The sequence below is a fragment of the Limosilactobacillus rudii genome (assembly GCF_014145455.1).
Taxonomy (GTDB): domain Bacteria; phylum Bacillota; class Bacilli; order Lactobacillales; family Lactobacillaceae; genus Limosilactobacillus; species Limosilactobacillus rudii.
In genome coordinates this window covers 129682-145851 of record NZ_JACIVB010000017.1, presented here as the reverse complement: position 1 = coordinate 145851, position 16170 = coordinate 129682, and the positions used below count along the sequence as shown (strand labels likewise).

Annotated in this window: 15 protein-coding genes and 2 tRNA genes; 13 read left to right on the top strand and 4 right to left on the bottom strand. The window is 37.6% G+C overall.

What is annotated here, in order from left to right; translation table 11 throughout:
• Positions 1-29 precede the first annotated feature (29 nt).
• The 10 genes from gyrA (at position 30) to H5S39_RS00810 (ending at position 10721) form a co-directional block, all read left to right on the top strand.
• A complete protein-coding gene (gyrA, locus tag H5S39_RS00855; protein WP_182595196.1) occupies positions 30-2546 on the top strand; it encodes a DNA gyrase subunit A in 2517 nt (838 codons plus the stop codon).
• Between the two features lie 202 nt (positions 2547-2748).
• Entirely contained in the window at positions 2749-3045 is a 297-nt protein-coding gene (gene rpsF / locus H5S39_RS00850; protein ID WP_076460279.1) for a 30S ribosomal protein S6, read from the top strand.
• A gap of 35 nt (positions 3046-3080) precedes the next feature.
• Positions 3081-3644, top strand: a complete 564-nt coding sequence (gene ssb, locus H5S39_RS00845; RefSeq protein ID WP_182595195.1) for a single-stranded DNA-binding protein — start codon at positions 3081-3083, stop codon at positions 3642-3644.
• A 31-nt stretch (positions 3645-3675) separates the two neighbouring features.
• A complete protein-coding gene (gene rpsR, locus H5S39_RS00840) occupies positions 3676-3912 on the top strand; it encodes a 30S ribosomal protein S18 (RefSeq protein ID WP_003665240.1) in 237 nt (78 codons plus the stop codon).
• 249 nt (positions 3913-4161) lie between these two features.
• Positions 4162-6180, top strand: a complete 2019-nt coding sequence (locus H5S39_RS00835; protein ID WP_182595194.1) for a DHH family phosphoesterase — start codon at positions 4162-4164, stop codon at positions 6178-6180.
• A 5-nt stretch (positions 6181-6185) separates the two neighbouring features.
• Complete coding sequence (rplI, locus tag H5S39_RS00830; protein ID WP_182595193.1) at positions 6186-6638, top strand: 50S ribosomal protein L9; 453 nt, start codon at positions 6186-6188, stop codon at positions 6636-6638.
• A gap of 33 nt (positions 6639-6671) precedes the next feature.
• A complete protein-coding gene (dnaB, locus tag H5S39_RS00825; RefSeq protein WP_182595192.1) occupies positions 6672-8066 on the top strand; it encodes a replicative DNA helicase in 1395 nt (464 codons plus the stop codon).
• 123 nt (positions 8067-8189) lie between these two features.
• Positions 8190-9380 (top strand): MDR family MFS transporter, encoded by a 1191-nt coding sequence (locus H5S39_RS00820; protein ID WP_182595191.1) that lies wholly within the window; start codon positions 8190-8192, stop codon positions 9378-9380.
• Between the two features lie 12 nt (positions 9381-9392).
• Entirely contained in the window at positions 9393-9704 is a 312-nt protein-coding gene (locus H5S39_RS00815; RefSeq protein ID WP_182595190.1) for a hypothetical protein, read from the top strand.
• A 135-nt stretch (positions 9705-9839) separates the two neighbouring features.
• On the top strand, positions 9840-10721 hold the full coding sequence (locus H5S39_RS00810) for a PPK2 family polyphosphate kinase (protein WP_182595189.1): 882 nt from the start codon (positions 9840-9842) through the stop codon (positions 10719-10721).
• Positions 10722-10753: 32 nt separating this feature from the next.
• On the opposite strand, the gene H5S39_RS00805 is transcribed toward H5S39_RS00810, so the two are convergent.
• The 3 genes from H5S39_RS00805 to H5S39_RS00795 form a co-directional block, all read right to left on the bottom strand.
• Positions 10754-11311, bottom strand: coding sequence for a helix-turn-helix domain-containing protein (locus tag H5S39_RS00805; RefSeq protein ID WP_182595188.1), 558 nt, complete (start codon positions 11309-11311; stop codon positions 10754-10756).
• A 312-nt stretch (positions 11312-11623) separates the two neighbouring features.
• A complete protein-coding gene (locus H5S39_RS00800; protein ID WP_182595187.1) occupies positions 11624-12328 on the bottom strand; it encodes a TMEM175 family protein in 705 nt (234 codons plus the stop codon).
• Between the two features lie 172 nt (positions 12329-12500).
• Positions 12501-12573: transfer RNA gene (locus H5S39_RS00795), tRNA-Lys, on the bottom strand.
• A 149-nt stretch (positions 12574-12722) separates the two neighbouring features.
• Here H5S39_RS00795 and H5S39_RS00790 point away from each other — a divergent pair.
• Both H5S39_RS00790 and H5S39_RS00785 read left to right on the top strand, forming a co-directional pair.
• Entirely contained in the window at positions 12723-13157 is a 435-nt protein-coding gene (locus tag H5S39_RS00790) for a MarR family winged helix-turn-helix transcriptional regulator (protein WP_182595186.1), read from the top strand.
• Positions 13158-13242: 85 nt separating this feature from the next.
• The gene (locus H5S39_RS00785; RefSeq protein WP_182595185.1) at positions 13243-14964 is read left to right on the top strand and encodes an ABC transporter ATP-binding protein; all 1722 of its coding nucleotides are present in this window, start codon (positions 13243-13245) and stop codon (positions 14962-14964) included.
• A 247-nt stretch (positions 14965-15211) separates the two neighbouring features.
• Here the strand turns inward: H5S39_RS00785 and H5S39_RS00780 are convergent.
• A tRNA-Lys gene (locus H5S39_RS00780) sits at positions 15212-15284 on the bottom strand.
• Positions 15285-15450: 166 nt separating this feature from the next.
• Here H5S39_RS00780 and yycF point away from each other — a divergent pair.
• Positions 15451-16158 carry a response regulator YycF gene (gene yycF / locus H5S39_RS00775; protein WP_182595184.1) on the top strand — a complete coding sequence of 236 codons (708 nt, stop codon included), beginning with the start codon at positions 15451-15453 and terminating at the stop codon, positions 16156-16158.
• Positions 16159-16170: the final 12 nt, after the last annotated feature.

The following is a 16170-nucleotide window of genomic DNA, read 5'->3' as shown; positions in this document are numbered from 1 at the left end:
GCTGTTGATACAAAAAAGGAGGAACGACATTGGCTGAACATGATATGCCAAATCGAATCACGGATGTAAATCTGACGAGCCAAATGAAAAACTCATTCTTAGATTATGCAATGAGTGTTATTGTTTCACGGGCGCTTCCTGATGTTCGTGATGGATTGAAGCCAGTACAACGACGGATTTTATATGGAATGAATGAATTAGGGGTTACACCTGATAAACCATATAAAAAGTCAGCCAGAATTGTTGGGGATGTAATGGGGAAATTCCACCCTCATGGTGATTCTTCGATTTATGAAGGGCTTGTACGAATGGCTCAAGATTTTAGCTATCGTTATATGTTAGTTGATGGTCACGGTAACTTTGGTTCAGTTGATGGGGATGGCGCTGCTGCCATGCGTTATACTGAGGCTAAGATGAGTAAGATTGCGGTTGAAATGCTACGCGATATTAATAAAGATACCGTTGATTTTCATGATAACTATGATGGAACAGAGAAAGAACCCGATGTATTGCCTGCACGTTTCCCGAATTTATTAGTGAATGGTGCTTCGGGAATTGCCGTTGGGATGGCAACTAACATTCCAACCCATAACCTTGGTGAAGTAATCAACGGGATTCATATGTTAATGGATAATCCGGATGTTACTACTGAAGAATTGATGAAGGCAATTCCAGGACCAGATTTTCCAACTGGTGGCGTAGTTATGGGGAAATCTGGTATTCGTAAAGCTTATGAGTCTGGTCGAGGAACAATTATTGTTCGGGCTAAGGTTGATATTGAAGAACAAAAGAACGGTAAGCAACGGATTATTGTTCATGAGATTCCGTACATGGTAAATAAGGCCAAATTAATTGAGCGAATTGCGGAACTGGCACGTAACAAGGATATTGATGGAATTACTGATGTAAACGATGAAACTGACCGTGATGGAATGCGGATTGTCATTGACGTTCGTCGTGATGCTAGTGCAGAGGTTATTTTAAATAATTTGTATAAAATGACGTTGATGCAGACCACCTTTAATTTTAATATGCTAGCAATTGTCAATGGTGCCCCAAAGATTCTAAGTCTCAAGCAGATTTTGGAATACTACCTTGAACATCAAGAATCAGTTGTTCGTCGGCGGACAGAGTTTGACTTAAAGAAAGCTCAGAATCGGGCACATATTGTCGAAGGATTAAGAATCGCATTAGATCATATTGATGCGATCATTAACATCATTCGTAGTTCACAAACAAGTGAAGTAGCTAAAAATGAATTAATGGGCAAATATGGGTTATCTGATCGCCAAGCACAAGCAATCCTTGATATGCGACTTGTTCGGTTAACTGGACTGGAACGTGAAAAAATTGAGGATGAATATCAGAAACTGATGGCAGCAATTGCTGATTACAAGGATATTCTTGCTCACCGTGAGAGAATCAACCAGATTATTTATGATGAGCTGATGGAAATTCAGAAGCGGTTTGGTGACGATCGTCGAACAGAACTTCAAGTTGGTGATATTACTAATATTGAAGATGAAGACCTAATCGAAGAAGAAGATATTATTGTTGCCTTAACACATAATGGTTACATTAAACGATTGCCTGTTGATGAATTTAAATCACAGCATCGTGGAGGCCGTGGTGTTAAAGGAATGGGTGTTCATAAAGATGATTTTATTGAACAATTAATTTCAAGTTCGACCCATGACATGCTGCTCTTCTTTACAAATTCGGGTAAGGTATATTCAATGAAAGGGTATGAAGTCCCTGAATATGGCCGAACAGCGCAAGGAATTCCGATTATCAACCTTCTTGGAATCAACAATAAAGAAAAGATTAGTGCGGTTATTAATGTTTCCCATGAAACAAATGATGATGATAAGTACTTGTTCTTTACTACTAAGCAGGGGACCGTTAAACGAACTGCTGTTACCGAATTTAAGAATATTCGAAGTAACGGTTTAAAGGCAATTAATCTTCACGAAAATGATGAATTGATTGATGTTGAAGTTATCAGTGAGGATCAACCGATGATTATTGGGACACATAACGGTTACGCACTTAGTTTTAAATCATCTGTTGTTCGATCCATGGGTCGTAGTGCAGCCGGAGTTCGTGGTATTCGCTTGCGTGGTGAAGACTACGTAATTGGTGCGGCACCGCTTAATCCTGATAGTAATGTACTTGTAATTAGTGAAAATGGATTTGGAAAGCAAACCGCTGCTAAGGAGTATCCAATTAAGGGTCGTGGTGGCCTTGGAGTAAAGACGGTTAATGTGACGGCTAAGAATGGACCGCTTGTTGGTTTAACCACGGTTGATGGTAATGAGGACATTATGTTAGTTACTGACCAGGGAGTCATTATCCGTTTTGGAATTGAGACTGTATCGCAAACTGGTCGGTCAGCAGTTGGAGTTCACCTAATTAAGATGGATAATGGTGCTCGTGTGGCTACAATTGCAAAAGTTGACAAAGAAGATGACAGTAGTGAAGCTGATGATTCCAATATTGAAGCCTTAGATGCTATCGATACTCAAACTCAACCAACAGAAAATTAAAAATAAAAAGTGCGAAAGTAGATATTTTGCGTATATATATTAATAGTGACCGCAATATTTAGGATTTCTTGTTAGATGTTCCTTGTTTTAAATAGAAATCTATGCTATATTTTATGTCTGTGAGTATACGTACAGACGTCTACTTTCCTTGTTCTTCTCAAATGGAGAGAAGAGCCAGAGTCCATAAGGAGGTGTAACATTCATGGAAACACGCAAATATGAAATTACTTACATCATTCGTCCTGATATCGAAGAATCTGCAAAGAGCGAATTGGTAGACCGATTCGACAAGATCTTAGCGGACAATGGTGCAACTATCGCTGACTCAAAGGATTGGTCAACTCGTCGTTTTGCTTACCCAATCGCTAAGTACACTGAAGGTACTTACCACGTGGTAAACTTGACTACTGATACTGACCAAGCTTTAAACGAATTTGATCGTTTAGCTAAGTTCAGTGATGATATCCTACGTCACATGATTGTTAAGCTTGATGCTTAATTAATTGTCATTAAATCAAGAGAGGAGAAAGATCTATGCTTAATCGTGCAGTCTTAACTGGGCGTTTAACAAGAGATCCCGAGTTGCGGTACACAACCAGCGGGACAGCAGTTGTTTCATTTACATTAGCTGTTGATCGGCAATTCCGAAACCAAAATGGTGATCGTGATGCTGATTTTATTAATTGCGTTATTTGGCGTAAGTCCGCTGAAAACTTTAGTAACTTTACACATAAGGGTTCGCTTGTTGGAATTGAAGGACGGATTCAAACCCGAAACTACGAAAACCAACAAGGTAATCGTGTATATGTTACCGAAGTTGTTGTTGATAATTTTGCGTTATTAGAGCCTCGTCAAAATGGTGGGATGAACCAACAAGGTGGTCAACAGCCATTTAATGGTAACCAACAACCATTTGGCGCTCCGACTCCGCAATATAATAACCAACCACAACCTGGAAATAACGCTCCTCAAAGTAATCCGTCACCAAGTGCTGATAATGGTTTCGACAATGGTCAAAGCGCTGGCAACCAGTTCCCTGGAAGCAGTGATGATGGTGGTCAATCCATTGATTTAGCTGATGACGAGTTACCATTCTAAAAATTTTTACTCAGAATAGGAGGGTAATTTCATGGCACAACAACGTCGGGGCGGTCGTCGTCGTCGTAAAGTCGACTTTATCGCCGCAAACCACATCGAATACATCGATTACAAAGACACTGATTTATTACGTCGGTTCATTTCTGAACGGGGTAAGATTTTACCACGTCGGGTAACTGGTACTAGTGCTAAGAATCAACGTAAGTTAACTATCGCTATCAAGCGTGCACGGATTATGGGTCTTTTGCCATTCGTTGCAGAAGATTAATTTTCCGCAAGAATAACTGTAATAAAGAGGCTGAAGTTTGATCAGTCTCTTTATTATTTTAAATGACAATATTAAATTTACTTGTTTTTTGATAATTCTAACTATTATATGCAGAATAATTAAGTACTATGGTGTTTTCCGGTTTAAACTACTACATTAAATGATATAATCTATGGACTAAGTAATTGATGTGATATGATAGATTTATCCGATTAATAGACAAAGTAGAGCTATTTTGGGAGGACTAATATGCAAAAATTTTTCAGTCGTGAGAACTGGGCGTCTTATTTTGGACACCCGGCAGTCCGCTGGAATGTCTGCTACATAGTAATTCTAACAGTTATTGGACTTATTTTAGGGTTTATGGACAACTGGATTATAGGGATCATAGTATTATTAATTGCGGTTGTTGGTGGAGCTGTTAGTTTACAACGACTTAGAAAATTAGTAGTTGATGCTCATGAATACTTGAATGAATTAACATACAAGGTTCAGCAAGGGCAACAAGAAGCCTTGTTAGAGATGCCAATAGGGATGATCATGTTAAATAAGCACCGTGAGATTGAATGGATTAATCCATTCATGGCACGTTATTTTAACCTGGAAATTGTTGTTGGTAAGCCGATTGCAGATGTTGATGCTGATTTAGCAGAATTGGTTAAAAAGCATGCGGATGATAAAAAAGCGCAGGTAGTAACTTGGCAAGGACGTCAATTTGAATTTTTAGTTCAGTATCAAGGTCAAGTAATATACTTATTGGATATTACAAAATATGAACAAATTAGCGCTCGGTACAAGGATGAGCAAATTTTTATTGGTAATATTTATCTTGATAATTATGATGAATTGATACAGGGAATGAGTGATTCTGATGTATCTAACCTGCACAATTATGTTACGTCGGAGATAAGTGACTGGGCAGTAGCTAATCATCTTTTAATGAAGATTATTGATGATGATAACTACTTAATTATCGGCCACCAGGTTTCATTAGCAGAATTAGAAAAGCAAAAATTTAAAATTCTGGATGTAATTAGACAAAATACGTCAAAGCAAAATTCACCAGTTACGCTTAGTGTGGGAATTGCTTATGGCGAAAATGATTTGATAAAGCTGGCTGATACGGCTCAAAATAATCTTGACCTTGCTTTAGGACGGGGAGGAGATCAAGTTGTCGTTCGTGCCCAGGATCAAGAAGCACGCTTCTATGGCGGAAAGACTAACCCAATGGAGAAACGAACACGGGTACGTGCGCGAATGATTAGTCAAGCTCTCCAAGAACTAATGGCCCAGTCAGATCAATTATTTGTAATGGGTCATACTAATCCAGATATGGATTCGATTGGTGCCTGTTTAGGGATTAGGCGTATTGCTGAAATGAATGAACGGGAGTGCTGGATTGTGATTGATGATGAGCATCCACATTCTGATATTCAGCGGTTGATGCACGAAATTGATAATTACCAAACGATTAAAGACCATATTATCTCCCCAGCTGAAGCAATAGAAAAAGCAACAAGTAATAGTCTATTGGTCATGGTAGATCATGCTAAGCGCGGCATTACCATCGCGCCTGAGTTATATGATAAAATGCAAAATAGATTAGTTATCATTGATCACCATCGTCGGGGTGAAGATTTTCCAGAGAATCCATTACTTGTTTATATTGAACCTTATGCTTCGTCAACCTGTGAATTAATTACTGAGATGTTTGAATACCAGCCACGTGAAGGTAAGGGCTTAAATAAGCTTGAAGCAACAGCAATGCTTACAGGAATTCAAGTTGATACAAAGTCATTTACAAAGAGTGCAGGGACACGAACGTTTGATGCAGCTAGCTACTTGCGTTCGGCAGGTGCTGATGGGTTGATGATCCAATCGTTCATGAAAGAAAATCCAGAAACATTTATGCAACGTAATCATTTGATTTCAAGAGCTGAAATAAATGATAAAATAGCATTATGTACAGGTGAGCAGGAACAGGTTTATGATCCTGTCACTGCTGCCCAAGCTGCTGATATGTTACTCCAAATGAGCGGAATTGAGGCTTCGTTTGTAATCTTTAAACGAGCGGATGGAAAAGTATGTATTTCTGCACGTTCGATGGGTAATGTTAATGTGCAAGTGATTATGGAGAAGATGGGTGGCGGTGGTCACCTAGCAAATGCAGCTACACAAATTAGCGGCAAGACGATTGCTGAAGTTAAGCAAGAGTTAGTTGATATTCTGACTAAGCCTGACAACGAGCAAAATGAAACAGAGGAGTGATCATAATGAAAGTTATTTTTACGCAAGATGTTCGAGGCCGTGGACAACGTGGTCAAGTAAAAGAAGTGCCAGATGGATATGCACAAAACTACTTAATTAAGCGTGGACTTGCAAAACAAGCTACTAAAGCGGCAATGAGTCAATTAAAAGGACAACAGCGGGCTGAAGAAAAGCATGCTGCGGAAGAACTTGCTAATGCCAAGCGGATGAAAAAAATTCTTGAAAATGATAATACTGTTGTAGAATTAAGCGGGAAGGCTGGTACTGACGGTCGGATGTTTGGTTCTATCTCTACTAAGCAAATTGCAACTGCTTTACAAAAACAATTTGACCTGAAGATCGATAAGCGAAAGATTGAGCTAGCTGCCCCAATTAAGGCGCTAGGTTATGTCAATGTGCCAATTAAGCTTCACCCAGAAGTTGAGGCACAAATTCGTGTTCACATTGCAGAGAAGTAATGCGAATCAAGATATTTAAGGAGCGGTATCGCTATGGATAATGCACCAATGCAAGAAGAACCACGCGATATTGAAGCAGAAAAAGCAGTTCTTGGAGCTGCTTTTTTGAGTAAAAACGCGTTGGCTGATGCAATGGAATATTTAGAGCCACAAGATTTTTATCGGAAGGCTCATCAGATTATCTTTGAAAAAATGATCCAGTTAAATGATGAGGATCAGCCGATTGACCCACTGACAATGAAAAATATTCTGGATCAGGATAATCAAACGGAAAATGTTGGTGGAGTTGCTTATATTGGTGAACTTGCAACAGCAGTGCCGACAGCAGCTAATGTTGTTTATTATTCTAAGATTGTTCATGATAAGGCAATTTCTCGACGCTTAATTAATACAGCAACCAAAATTATCAATGATAGTTATGCTGGTAATGACAAAGTTGAAGACCAACTTGACCGTGCTGAACAGGAAATTATGTCAGTTTCTGAAAATAGTCGGCAAACAGGTTTTCAAAGTATTGGAGACGTGCTTCAACAGTCAATTAATCATGTTAGCGATCTTGCTAAGCAGGGATCAGAAATTACCGGGCTATCGACAGGTTATGCGCAATTGGATGAAATGACAACCGGGCTGCATAAAGACGAATTGGTAATTATTGCAGCGCGACCAGCTGTTGGAAAAACGGCATTTGTCCTTAATATTGCTCAAAATGTGGCAACTCGAACGGATAATACTGTCGCAATTTTTAGTCTTGAAATGGGCGCAGAATCACTTGCAAACCGGATGTTATGCGCTGAAGGAAACATTAATGCTAATCATTTGCGAACTGGTCAACTCAATCCAGATGAATGGGAAAGCTTGTTTATTGCAACCGGGGCGTTGAGTAATGCAAGTATTTATATTGATGATACGCCGGGAATTAAAGTTGCCGAAATACGGGCACGTTGTCGGCGGCTAGCTAAGGAAAAGGGAAACTTAGGATTAATTGTTATTGATTATCTTCAATTGATCGAAGGGAGCAACCCTGATAACCGCCAGCAAGAAGTTTCTGAAATTTCTCGACAGTTAAAAAAACTAGCTAAAGAGTTAGAAGTGCCAGTGATTGCTCTTTCGCAATTATCGCGGGGAGTTGAGCAACGGCAAGATAAACGTCCAGTATTATCTGATATTCGTGAATCAGGATCAATTGAACAGGATGCGGATATTGTTAGTTTCCTTTATCGTGATGACTATTACGAACATGATGAAGATTCTGACGATGATAATAATAACCAGGGAAATAATCAAGATGACGATGGCTCTAATGCAAGTGAAGTTGAAGTCATCATCGAAAAGAATCGTAGTGGTCCGCGCGGGACGGTTAAGTTATTATTTGCAAAATCCTATAATAAGTTCACTTCGATTTCTTATCTTCCAGAGGATAATAATTAAAAATGATAAGTCTAAGAGGGCATTTCAGCAGAAAACTGGGGTAGCCCTTTTAGTGCGCTTAAGACACTAAAAAGGTTTTTATAAAGAATAAACGGTATGATAGTAATTGAGGAGGCGTAAACAATGAACCGTCAAGGAGTAGAGTTAAAATGGTTGTTATTAGGAATGTTCCTAGGAAGTATTGGGAACAGTTTTGTATGGCCATTAACAACAATTTATATCCATGATCAGTTACATGAATCGTTAACTGTTTCTGGAATCGTATTGCTTTTTTATTCAGGAGCAAATGTTATTGGTAGTTATGTAAGCGGGTTGCTGTTTGATCGAGCTAATCCTCGTAAGTTAATGATTGGCGGAACATTGCTAGCGACTATTGTAATGGCGATCATGATCTTATTTAATGGATGGCCTATTTATGGGATTTTATTGACCGCAATCGGCTTTTTCAATGGTTGGATAATTACGATGGTGAATTCCTTCGCAACGCGGTCTGGTCGTGATGGACGGTACGTATTTAATATGCTTTATTTTGCCAATAACTTAGGGATGGTGATTGGGACAACGATTGTCGGTCCACTGTACCAGTATGCGCATGGTAACGTATCACCAATGTTTTTAATCACGACTATTTTGTACACGATGTTTTTACTCGTTGTCCTTTTCTTCTTTAAGGATAGTCACCAGTCAACCACCCAAACTGAAACTAATAATGAGCAAACAACTAGCATCAAGCTCCCCCAAGCTAATTTATGGATTAACTGGATATTTTTTATTGCGTTAGTTGTAATTTGGACAATGTACGAACAATGGGCAAGTAATTTATCAGTATTTATGACTGACCAGGGAATATCAATGACGAAGTATAGTTTACTTTGGACGTTAAATGGGATTTTGATTGTTATTTTCCAGTTGGGATTAACGTGGCTCAACCGGTGGATTAATCGTCCATATGCACAAGTATTTATTGGAATATTTACAATCGGTTTTTCATTCGTTCTCTTATTATATGCTCACTCGTATAGTTGGTTTGTTGCCGCAATGGTTGTTTTGACGATTGGTGAAGCGACAGCACTGCCAACAATGCCGGCAATTGTCAATAGTTTATCGCCAGTGGCAGTTAAGGGAAAATACCAAGGAATTTTGAATGCATTCTCATCAATCGGTAAAGCAATTGGCCCATTATTCGGGGGCTTGATGATTGAAGCAACGTCTTATCATATTTTATTTGTCATTTGTGCCGTTTCTATTTTCATAATGGAGATAATTGTATTATTAGTTGTTAAAGTAAAACGGGCAAAAACAGTCGAATATTAGAGAAGTGAGATAATGTTTTACAATAATTATGATAATGTTCATGGTGAAGATCGGTGGGGAATGGTTGGCAAAACTGGAGATCCTTTTCGTGAAGGTCGTAAATTAGCAATCCCTTGCTATCGTTGCCACCAAAAACCATTATTGATTGCCGAACGTAATTGGATGGATACGAATAACGATGATTCGCAACGGTACCAGATCGTTGTAGTCTGTGATGAGTGTGGCGCAGTAGATGAATTTATTGTTAATGATGGGCGTGAACATAAGATTGGTCGGTTGAAGCATAGTAAATATCAACTGAGTACAAGGGATATTATTGAGTGATGAAGAAAAGCGGAGCCTAAATAATAGTTGAAAAGTTCTTAACATTTGTAGTTAGGGGCTTTTTAATTAACCAAATTATAAGTCATTTGCTATGATGTAAATGAGAATGAATTGAAAGCAATGAGGTGAAAATCAATGAAGACTGACCAATACCGTTATACTGGTAAGGATTTTGATATAAAAAAAGCGCCAACGAAAGTTAAAGATTCTGCTGACGAGTTAAAGAAGATTAAAAAGAAAATTAAGAAGAATGTTAAGTCAATAAAGAATGCGCAAAAGATGATGTATGCACGGCGCCACTATGGTGTTTTAGTGGTCTTTCAAGCAATGGATGCAGCAGGAAAAGATAGTATGATTTCACATATCTTTGCTGGTGTTAATCCAGTCGGTTTCAAGGTCGCTAATTTTAAGCAACCAACCGGTCGTGAATTACGTCATGACTACCTTTGGCGAATAACCCGCGAGTTGCCGATGCGTGGTGACATTGGCGTCTTTAATCGTTCTTATTATGAGGATGTTCTTGTTTCACGGGTCCATCCTGAACTAATCGTTAATGCTAATTTGCCGGGAGTGGAATCATTAAAAGACGTAGATGCTCGTTTCTTTGATAGTCGGTATGAGGATATTCGCCAATATGAAAGCTATTTGACACGAAATGGCTATATGATTGTTAAATTTTTCCTTCATGTTTCAAAAGCAGAGCAACGAAATCGATTCTTAGCGCGAATTGATATTCCTGAAAAAAACTGGAAATTTTCAGCAGCTGATATTCGTGAACGACAATATTGGGATGATTACCAAAAAGCATATGAAAAGGCGATTAATGCAACAGCTACTAAGAAAAATCCATGGTACGTTATTCCAGCAGATGATAAGTGGTACTCCCGATTGATTGTTTCAGATATTTTGACGAAAAAGATTAATAGTTTGCCATTGGCATATCCAGAAGTTTCACCGGAACAGGAAATGGGGTTAAGACAGGCACGCAAAGAATTATTAGCAGAAGATGATGAATAATAATAAAAAAGGACGCCGGATCGACGTCTTTTTTAGTTACGCAGTTTATAAACGTATTGGTGAGAAAAATAATAGACTGCTAAGGTAGAACAAAGAATCAGTATGTTAAGTTGTTTATTGATAATGAAATAAATTATTTCGGCAATCATTACAGTGGTCCATAAGTATCCCCAAATGGTATAGGTCTTTTGTTTAGTCCAGTGATTTCCCAGAAAAAATGATTCTTTAAAGGCAAGGTATTCCATTATGACAAGGATAATAATGGGGATTAAGATATTAGACCAATAGTTAATGGAAGTATCAAAATAAAAGCCCATAAGTAGCCAGAATAAACCACGGATAATATTAAACGACTGTGATGCCTTATTACGATTTAGATAGTTAGTCAAGTCTTCATTTTCCCTAAGCAATGAATCGACAGGAACGTGATATAAATCGCTAAGGGCAAGAAGTAGTTTTAGATCAGGATAACTTTTATCGTTCTCCCATTTAGAAAGTGTTTGCCGCGTAATATGTAATTTATCGGCAACGTTTTGTTGGGTGAAGCCGAGTTTTTTACGTTGAGCTAAAATTTGTTTACCAAAGGACATATTGATTCACTCATCATATTTTTGGTATAAGGATACGAGAATAGTGGAATAAAGTCTAGCAATGCTTTGTTGCAACGTTGCGGTATCAAGCTTTTTGATAAATTAGTCAATAATACAATGGAATTAATTAAAGGAGATTATTTATCTTAAAATGTAAGAAAACAGGTTTTAAATGTCTACTTTATCTTTTAAAGTGTCAAAAAGACAAATTTTGGCATTTATATAAGAATTTCGGCTCTTCGTCAAATAAGTATTTATGTAAAAATTTCACCAGTACTTAAAATTGTAGAGTCTAAATTATCTTAATAAGTTTTAGTTATTCTCATCAAGGTTGTGTTTATGCTGCTGAAAATTCATCATTATTCCTGAGATAATTGGTGTTGCAAGATACAGAATCATTACAACTTTAGGATAGTAGAATGCAAAGGCAATAAGGACAGCATTAAGAATAACTATTCCGATAAATTGAGCCATTGAGTGCCGAACCGTAACACTTTGTAGCAGTTTTGATTCCTTCCCCATATTTTTAAATCCTAAATATTGCATTAGTGTTCTGATAATGCATGCGATTAGGTAAATAATTCCATAATTCATGACTGCAAATCCTGAAGCCTCAGACATAATCCACTTCGTCATTGTTGGCATTAAGGCTAAGTCAGCGAGCAAGCATAAATCCAAAATTACTATCAGACTATCAGGTTTAATAACAAAGAAAGAGAACAAAAGGTGGAGATTATACCAAAAGTCAGCAATAATTGCGAATGAAATCAAGAAAATCAATAGATTGCTAAGAAATCCTGCGTAATTAACTTCACCAATTGGTGGTTTAATTTCCAAAACGATAATTGTAGCAACAATTGCTAAGATAGCATCATTGAAAGCCTCAAGGTGTTCACGAAGTCGATTAGGCTCATCTCGTTGAACCTGCTTCATTTGTTCATATACTTCATAAAATTTTTTCTGTTCATCTGGTGGCAAGGATTCAAATGGAAAATGATGTTGTTTTTGTGTTTTCATTGTAAATTCCTTCTTTATGATCAAGAAATCATAAAATCGTTGATCTCTTCAAAACGTTTATATTATAGCGCATGTAAGATTAGTTGTAATCGTATAATAAATTAATTTTAGGTAGTAACTAGCTTAATAAATAAAAAAGCCACCGATAATAAATCGGTGACTTTAATAATAATGGGCAGTCAGGGGATCGAACCCTGGACCCACGGATTAAGAGTCCGTTGCTCTGCCAGCTGAGCTAACTGCCCATGTCTTTGACAACATAAGTAATAATATCAACTTCTCTAGAATTTCGCAAGTGTTTTTTTGAAATTTATTTATTAATTTTTAAATTGATATTTACTTAGACGCCTAACTGTTATAATTATTTAATAAATAACAAACTAGGAGTAATATTATGGCATCGAAAAAAGATAAATTTGAACGAATGAATAGGTTATTGCGGACATATATGATTAATATGCAGCATTTTTTTAATACTCTTACGCCAAAATTGGCACTAACACCACAACAAGCAAGAACATTGCTATATATCAAAGAGCATCCGGGCCTCATTCAGCGAGAACTAGGCGATCATTTCCATATTCGAAATGCAAGTATTACTAACATGCTTAAAAATCTTGAACGTGATGGCTATATTATCCGAAAGAATGACAATGAATCAGCACGAATTAAGCGAATTTTCCTTACTAAAGAAGGAATTGAAAAAGCTAAGCAGATTAAGAAAGTTTTTGATGAAACATGTCAAAAATTTATTGAGCAACTCGATGAATCAAAAATAGATTCAGTAATTGCAAGTATGACAAGCCTCAACAATGATTTACCAAAATAAGTTAGATTGTTGACAGTTAGGTACCTATGTGTTTTAATATAAACCGTTAAATAGTTAGATACTTAATTGTTAGGAGGCTTATGATTTGAGAAGGAATAAGTTTAACTTTCGTGAATTCTTTGGCCTGATTAATCAGCTTCATCCGCAATATGCAAAACTGATTATAGGGATTCTTTTAGGATTTATTTCAACAGGAGCTAATTTATTTGTACCCCAATTAGCCCAGAAACTAATTAATGATTTTCGGCATATTAGTCCGACATTAGCTGTTTTGACAGTTATTATTTTTATTGCTGGATTAATTACGAGTGCGTTTTCAGGGGTTTTGCTTGGGATTTTTGGTGAGAATGTTGTTGCAAAACTTCGTAAACGGTTATGGCAAAAGTTGCTTAAAATGCCTGTTAAATATTTTGACAATGTCAAAACAGGAGAAATCAGTTCACGTTTAGTAAACGATACCTCTCAAGTTAAGGAGTTACTTGCATCAACATTTCCAAATGCAATGACCTCAATTTTACAGTTTGTAGGGGCGTTAGTAATAATGATGGCAATGGATTGGCGAATGACGCTATTAATGTTTATTGCTGTTCCATTAATAATGTTAGTAATGATGCCGGTGATGAACCAATCACGAAAAATTGGACGGGTACGCCAAGATGAATTAGCTAAGTTTGCTAGTGATTCAATTGACGTATTAGGTGAAGTTCGTTTAGTGAAATCTTCAAATGGTGAAGAACATGAATTAACAAAAGGAAATCAGCGGATTGATAACTTATATGGAATTGGAACTAAAGAAGCATTGATTAATTCGGTAACACAACCAATTACGAATATGTTAATGATGTTAATGTTCCTAATTGTCCTTGGTTATGGCGCAATTCGCGTAATGAATGGTCAAATAACGATGGGAGCATTGGTCTCATTTTTAATGTACCTATTCCAAATTTTTGGTCCAGTTATTGTAATCAGTCAACTTTTTACTAATATGGCCAAAACTAGTGGTGCAACTGAACGAATTCAACAAATGCTATCTGAACCTGAAGAATTTGCCGAAGATAAGATTGAAAAAGATATTGAAACAGAACCGTTGAGATTTGAGAACGTTGACTTTGCTTATGAGGCTGGAAAACCAATCTTGAAAGATATTAATTTTGCGACTAAGCCGAATGCAGTTGTTGCCTTTGCTGGTCCTTCAGGTGGTGGGAAATCAACAATTTTTTCATTAATTGAACGGTTTTACCAACCGACTGCCGGAAAGATCCTTATTGGCGATGAAAATATAGAAAAATTAGACTTAGCAAGATGGCGAGAACAAATTGGCCTTGTGAGTCAAGATGCAGCAGTAATGCCAGGAACAATTCGAGATAATCTTACATATGGATTGCACCGTACTGTGGATGATGATGAGCTATGGCAAGCACTGAAGATGGCATATGCGGATGTTTTTGTAAATAAAATGGCAGACAAATTAGAAACTGAAATCGGTGAACGTGGAATTAAGCTCTCTGGGGGGCAACGACAACGAATAGCAATTGCACGAGCTTTCCTTCGTGATCCTAAAATATTAATGCTTGATGAGGCAACCGCAAGTTTAGATGCTGAATCTGAAGCAATGGTACAAAAAGCATTGGGTGATTTGATGCAGGGACGGACAACACTGGTAATCGCACACCGCTTAAGTACAATCGTGGATGCAGATAAAATTTACTTTATTGAAAATGGAACAATCTCTGGTGCTGGAACACACGAGGAATTACTTCAGACAACGCCACTGTATGCTCAGTATGTCCATGATCAGTTTAAATAGATTTTAACGTTCGCTTAAGCTGATTATTAGGGAAGTTTATGGTTTACCTTGAAGTAATTGCGAGGCAATCTCTAGAAGCTAAAAAATGATCAAAATCGACTTTAATAGCCGATCTTGATCATTTTTTTACCGTATATTTTAACTAGTTAAGCCATTAATGACTTTTTTAGGGGAGGGGGGTACTTCGCAAAAATTAGATTGTACAAAAACAGAGATTGAGATAAACTCAATCTCTGTAAACCTCTGATGGGCAGTCAGGGGATCGAACCCTGGACCCACGGATTAAGAGTCCGTTGCTCTGCCAGCTGAGCTAACTGCCCATATCCTTTAACAGAATACTAGTTTATTCTAACCCGTTAATTTTAAGATGTCAAATACTTTTTTGAAAATTCGTTAAGTTTTTTTCCTTTGTGCTATAATAGAAGCACTTATATAAAGCAGAAGTAAAGTATTAATCAATCAACCCAATTGGAGGGGATCATTGATATGGCAAAGAAAATTTTAGTTGTTGATGATGAGAAGCCAATTTCTGATATCATAAAATTTAACCTTGAAAAAGAGGGTTATGAAGTTGTTGTAGCTTATGATGGCGAAGCGGCATTGGAACAAGTCGAAGCAGAAAAGCCTGACTTGATCATCCTTGATTTGATGTTACCTAAGATTGATGGCCTTGAAGTGGCAAAGCGTGTGCGGGCAAAACACACAATGCCGATTATTATGGTAACTGCGAAGGACTCCGAATTAGATAAGGTTTTAGGATTAGAATTGGGTGCTGATGATTATGTTACCAAACCATTCTCTAACCGGGAATTAGTTGCGCGGGTTAAAGCTAACTTGCGGCGACAGGCAACCCTTAAAGCACCAGCAGAAGAAGATAATAATTCAGATATTCAGATTGGAGACCTTACAATCCACCCAGAAGCATACACGGTAACAAAACGGGGAGAGAATATTAATTTAACCCACCGTGAATTTGAATTGCTGCACTACCTTGCGCAGCATATTGGGCAAGTTATTAATCGTGAACATCTCCTCCAAACGGTCTGGGGCTATGATTACTTTGGTGATGTACGGACCGTTGACGTTACTGTCCGCCGGCTTCGTGAAAAAATTGAAGATAACCCAAGCCACCCACAATGGTTAATTACGCGTCGTGGTGTTGGTTATTACTTGGCAAATCCTGATCAGAATTAGAGGCTGAACCAT

What these genes read in the sequence shown, in the direction of transcription:
- H5S39_RS00805 (WP_182595188.1), bottom strand. Translation starts at nt 11,311, where the DNA reads ATGTCCTTTGGTAAACAAATTTTAGCTCAACGTAAAAAACTCGGCTTC.
- H5S39_RS00820 (WP_182595191.1), top strand. Translation starts at nt 8,190, where the DNA reads ATGAACCGTCAAGGAGTAGAGTTAAAATGGTTGTTATTAGGAATGTTC.
- H5S39_RS00790 (WP_182595186.1), top strand. Translation starts at nt 12,723, where the DNA reads ATGGCATCGAAAAAAGATAAATTTGAACGAATGAATAGGTTATTGCGG.
- H5S39_RS00835 (WP_182595194.1), top strand. Translation starts at nt 4,162, where the DNA reads ATGCAAAAATTTTTCAGTCGTGAGAACTGGGCGTCTTATTTTGGACAC.
- H5S39_RS00800 (WP_182595187.1), bottom strand. Translation starts at nt 12,328, where the DNA reads ATGAAAACACAAAAACAACATCATTTTCCATTTGAATCCTTGCCACCA.
- dnaB (WP_182595192.1), top strand. Translation starts at nt 6,672, where the DNA reads ATGGATAATGCACCAATGCAAGAAGAACCACGCGATATTGAAGCAGAA.
- yycF (WP_182595184.1), top strand. Translation starts at nt 15,451, where the DNA reads ATGGCAAAGAAAATTTTAGTTGTTGATGATGAGAAGCCAATTTCTGAT.
- H5S39_RS00810 (WP_182595189.1), top strand. Translation starts at nt 9,840, where the DNA reads ATGAAGACTGACCAATACCGTTATACTGGTAAGGATTTTGATATAAAA.
- rpsF (WP_076460279.1), top strand. Translation starts at nt 2,749, where the DNA reads ATGGAAACACGCAAATATGAAATTACTTACATCATTCGTCCTGATATC.
- ssb (WP_182595195.1), top strand. Translation starts at nt 3,081, where the DNA reads ATGCTTAATCGTGCAGTCTTAACTGGGCGTTTAACAAGAGATCCCGAG.
- H5S39_RS00815 (WP_182595190.1), top strand. Translation starts at nt 9,393, where the DNA reads ATGTTTTACAATAATTATGATAATGTTCATGGTGAAGATCGGTGGGGA.
- rplI (WP_182595193.1), top strand. Translation starts at nt 6,186, where the DNA reads ATGAAAGTTATTTTTACGCAAGATGTTCGAGGCCGTGGACAACGTGGT.
- rpsR (WP_003665240.1), top strand. Translation starts at nt 3,676, where the DNA reads ATGGCACAACAACGTCGGGGCGGTCGTCGTCGTCGTAAAGTCGACTTT.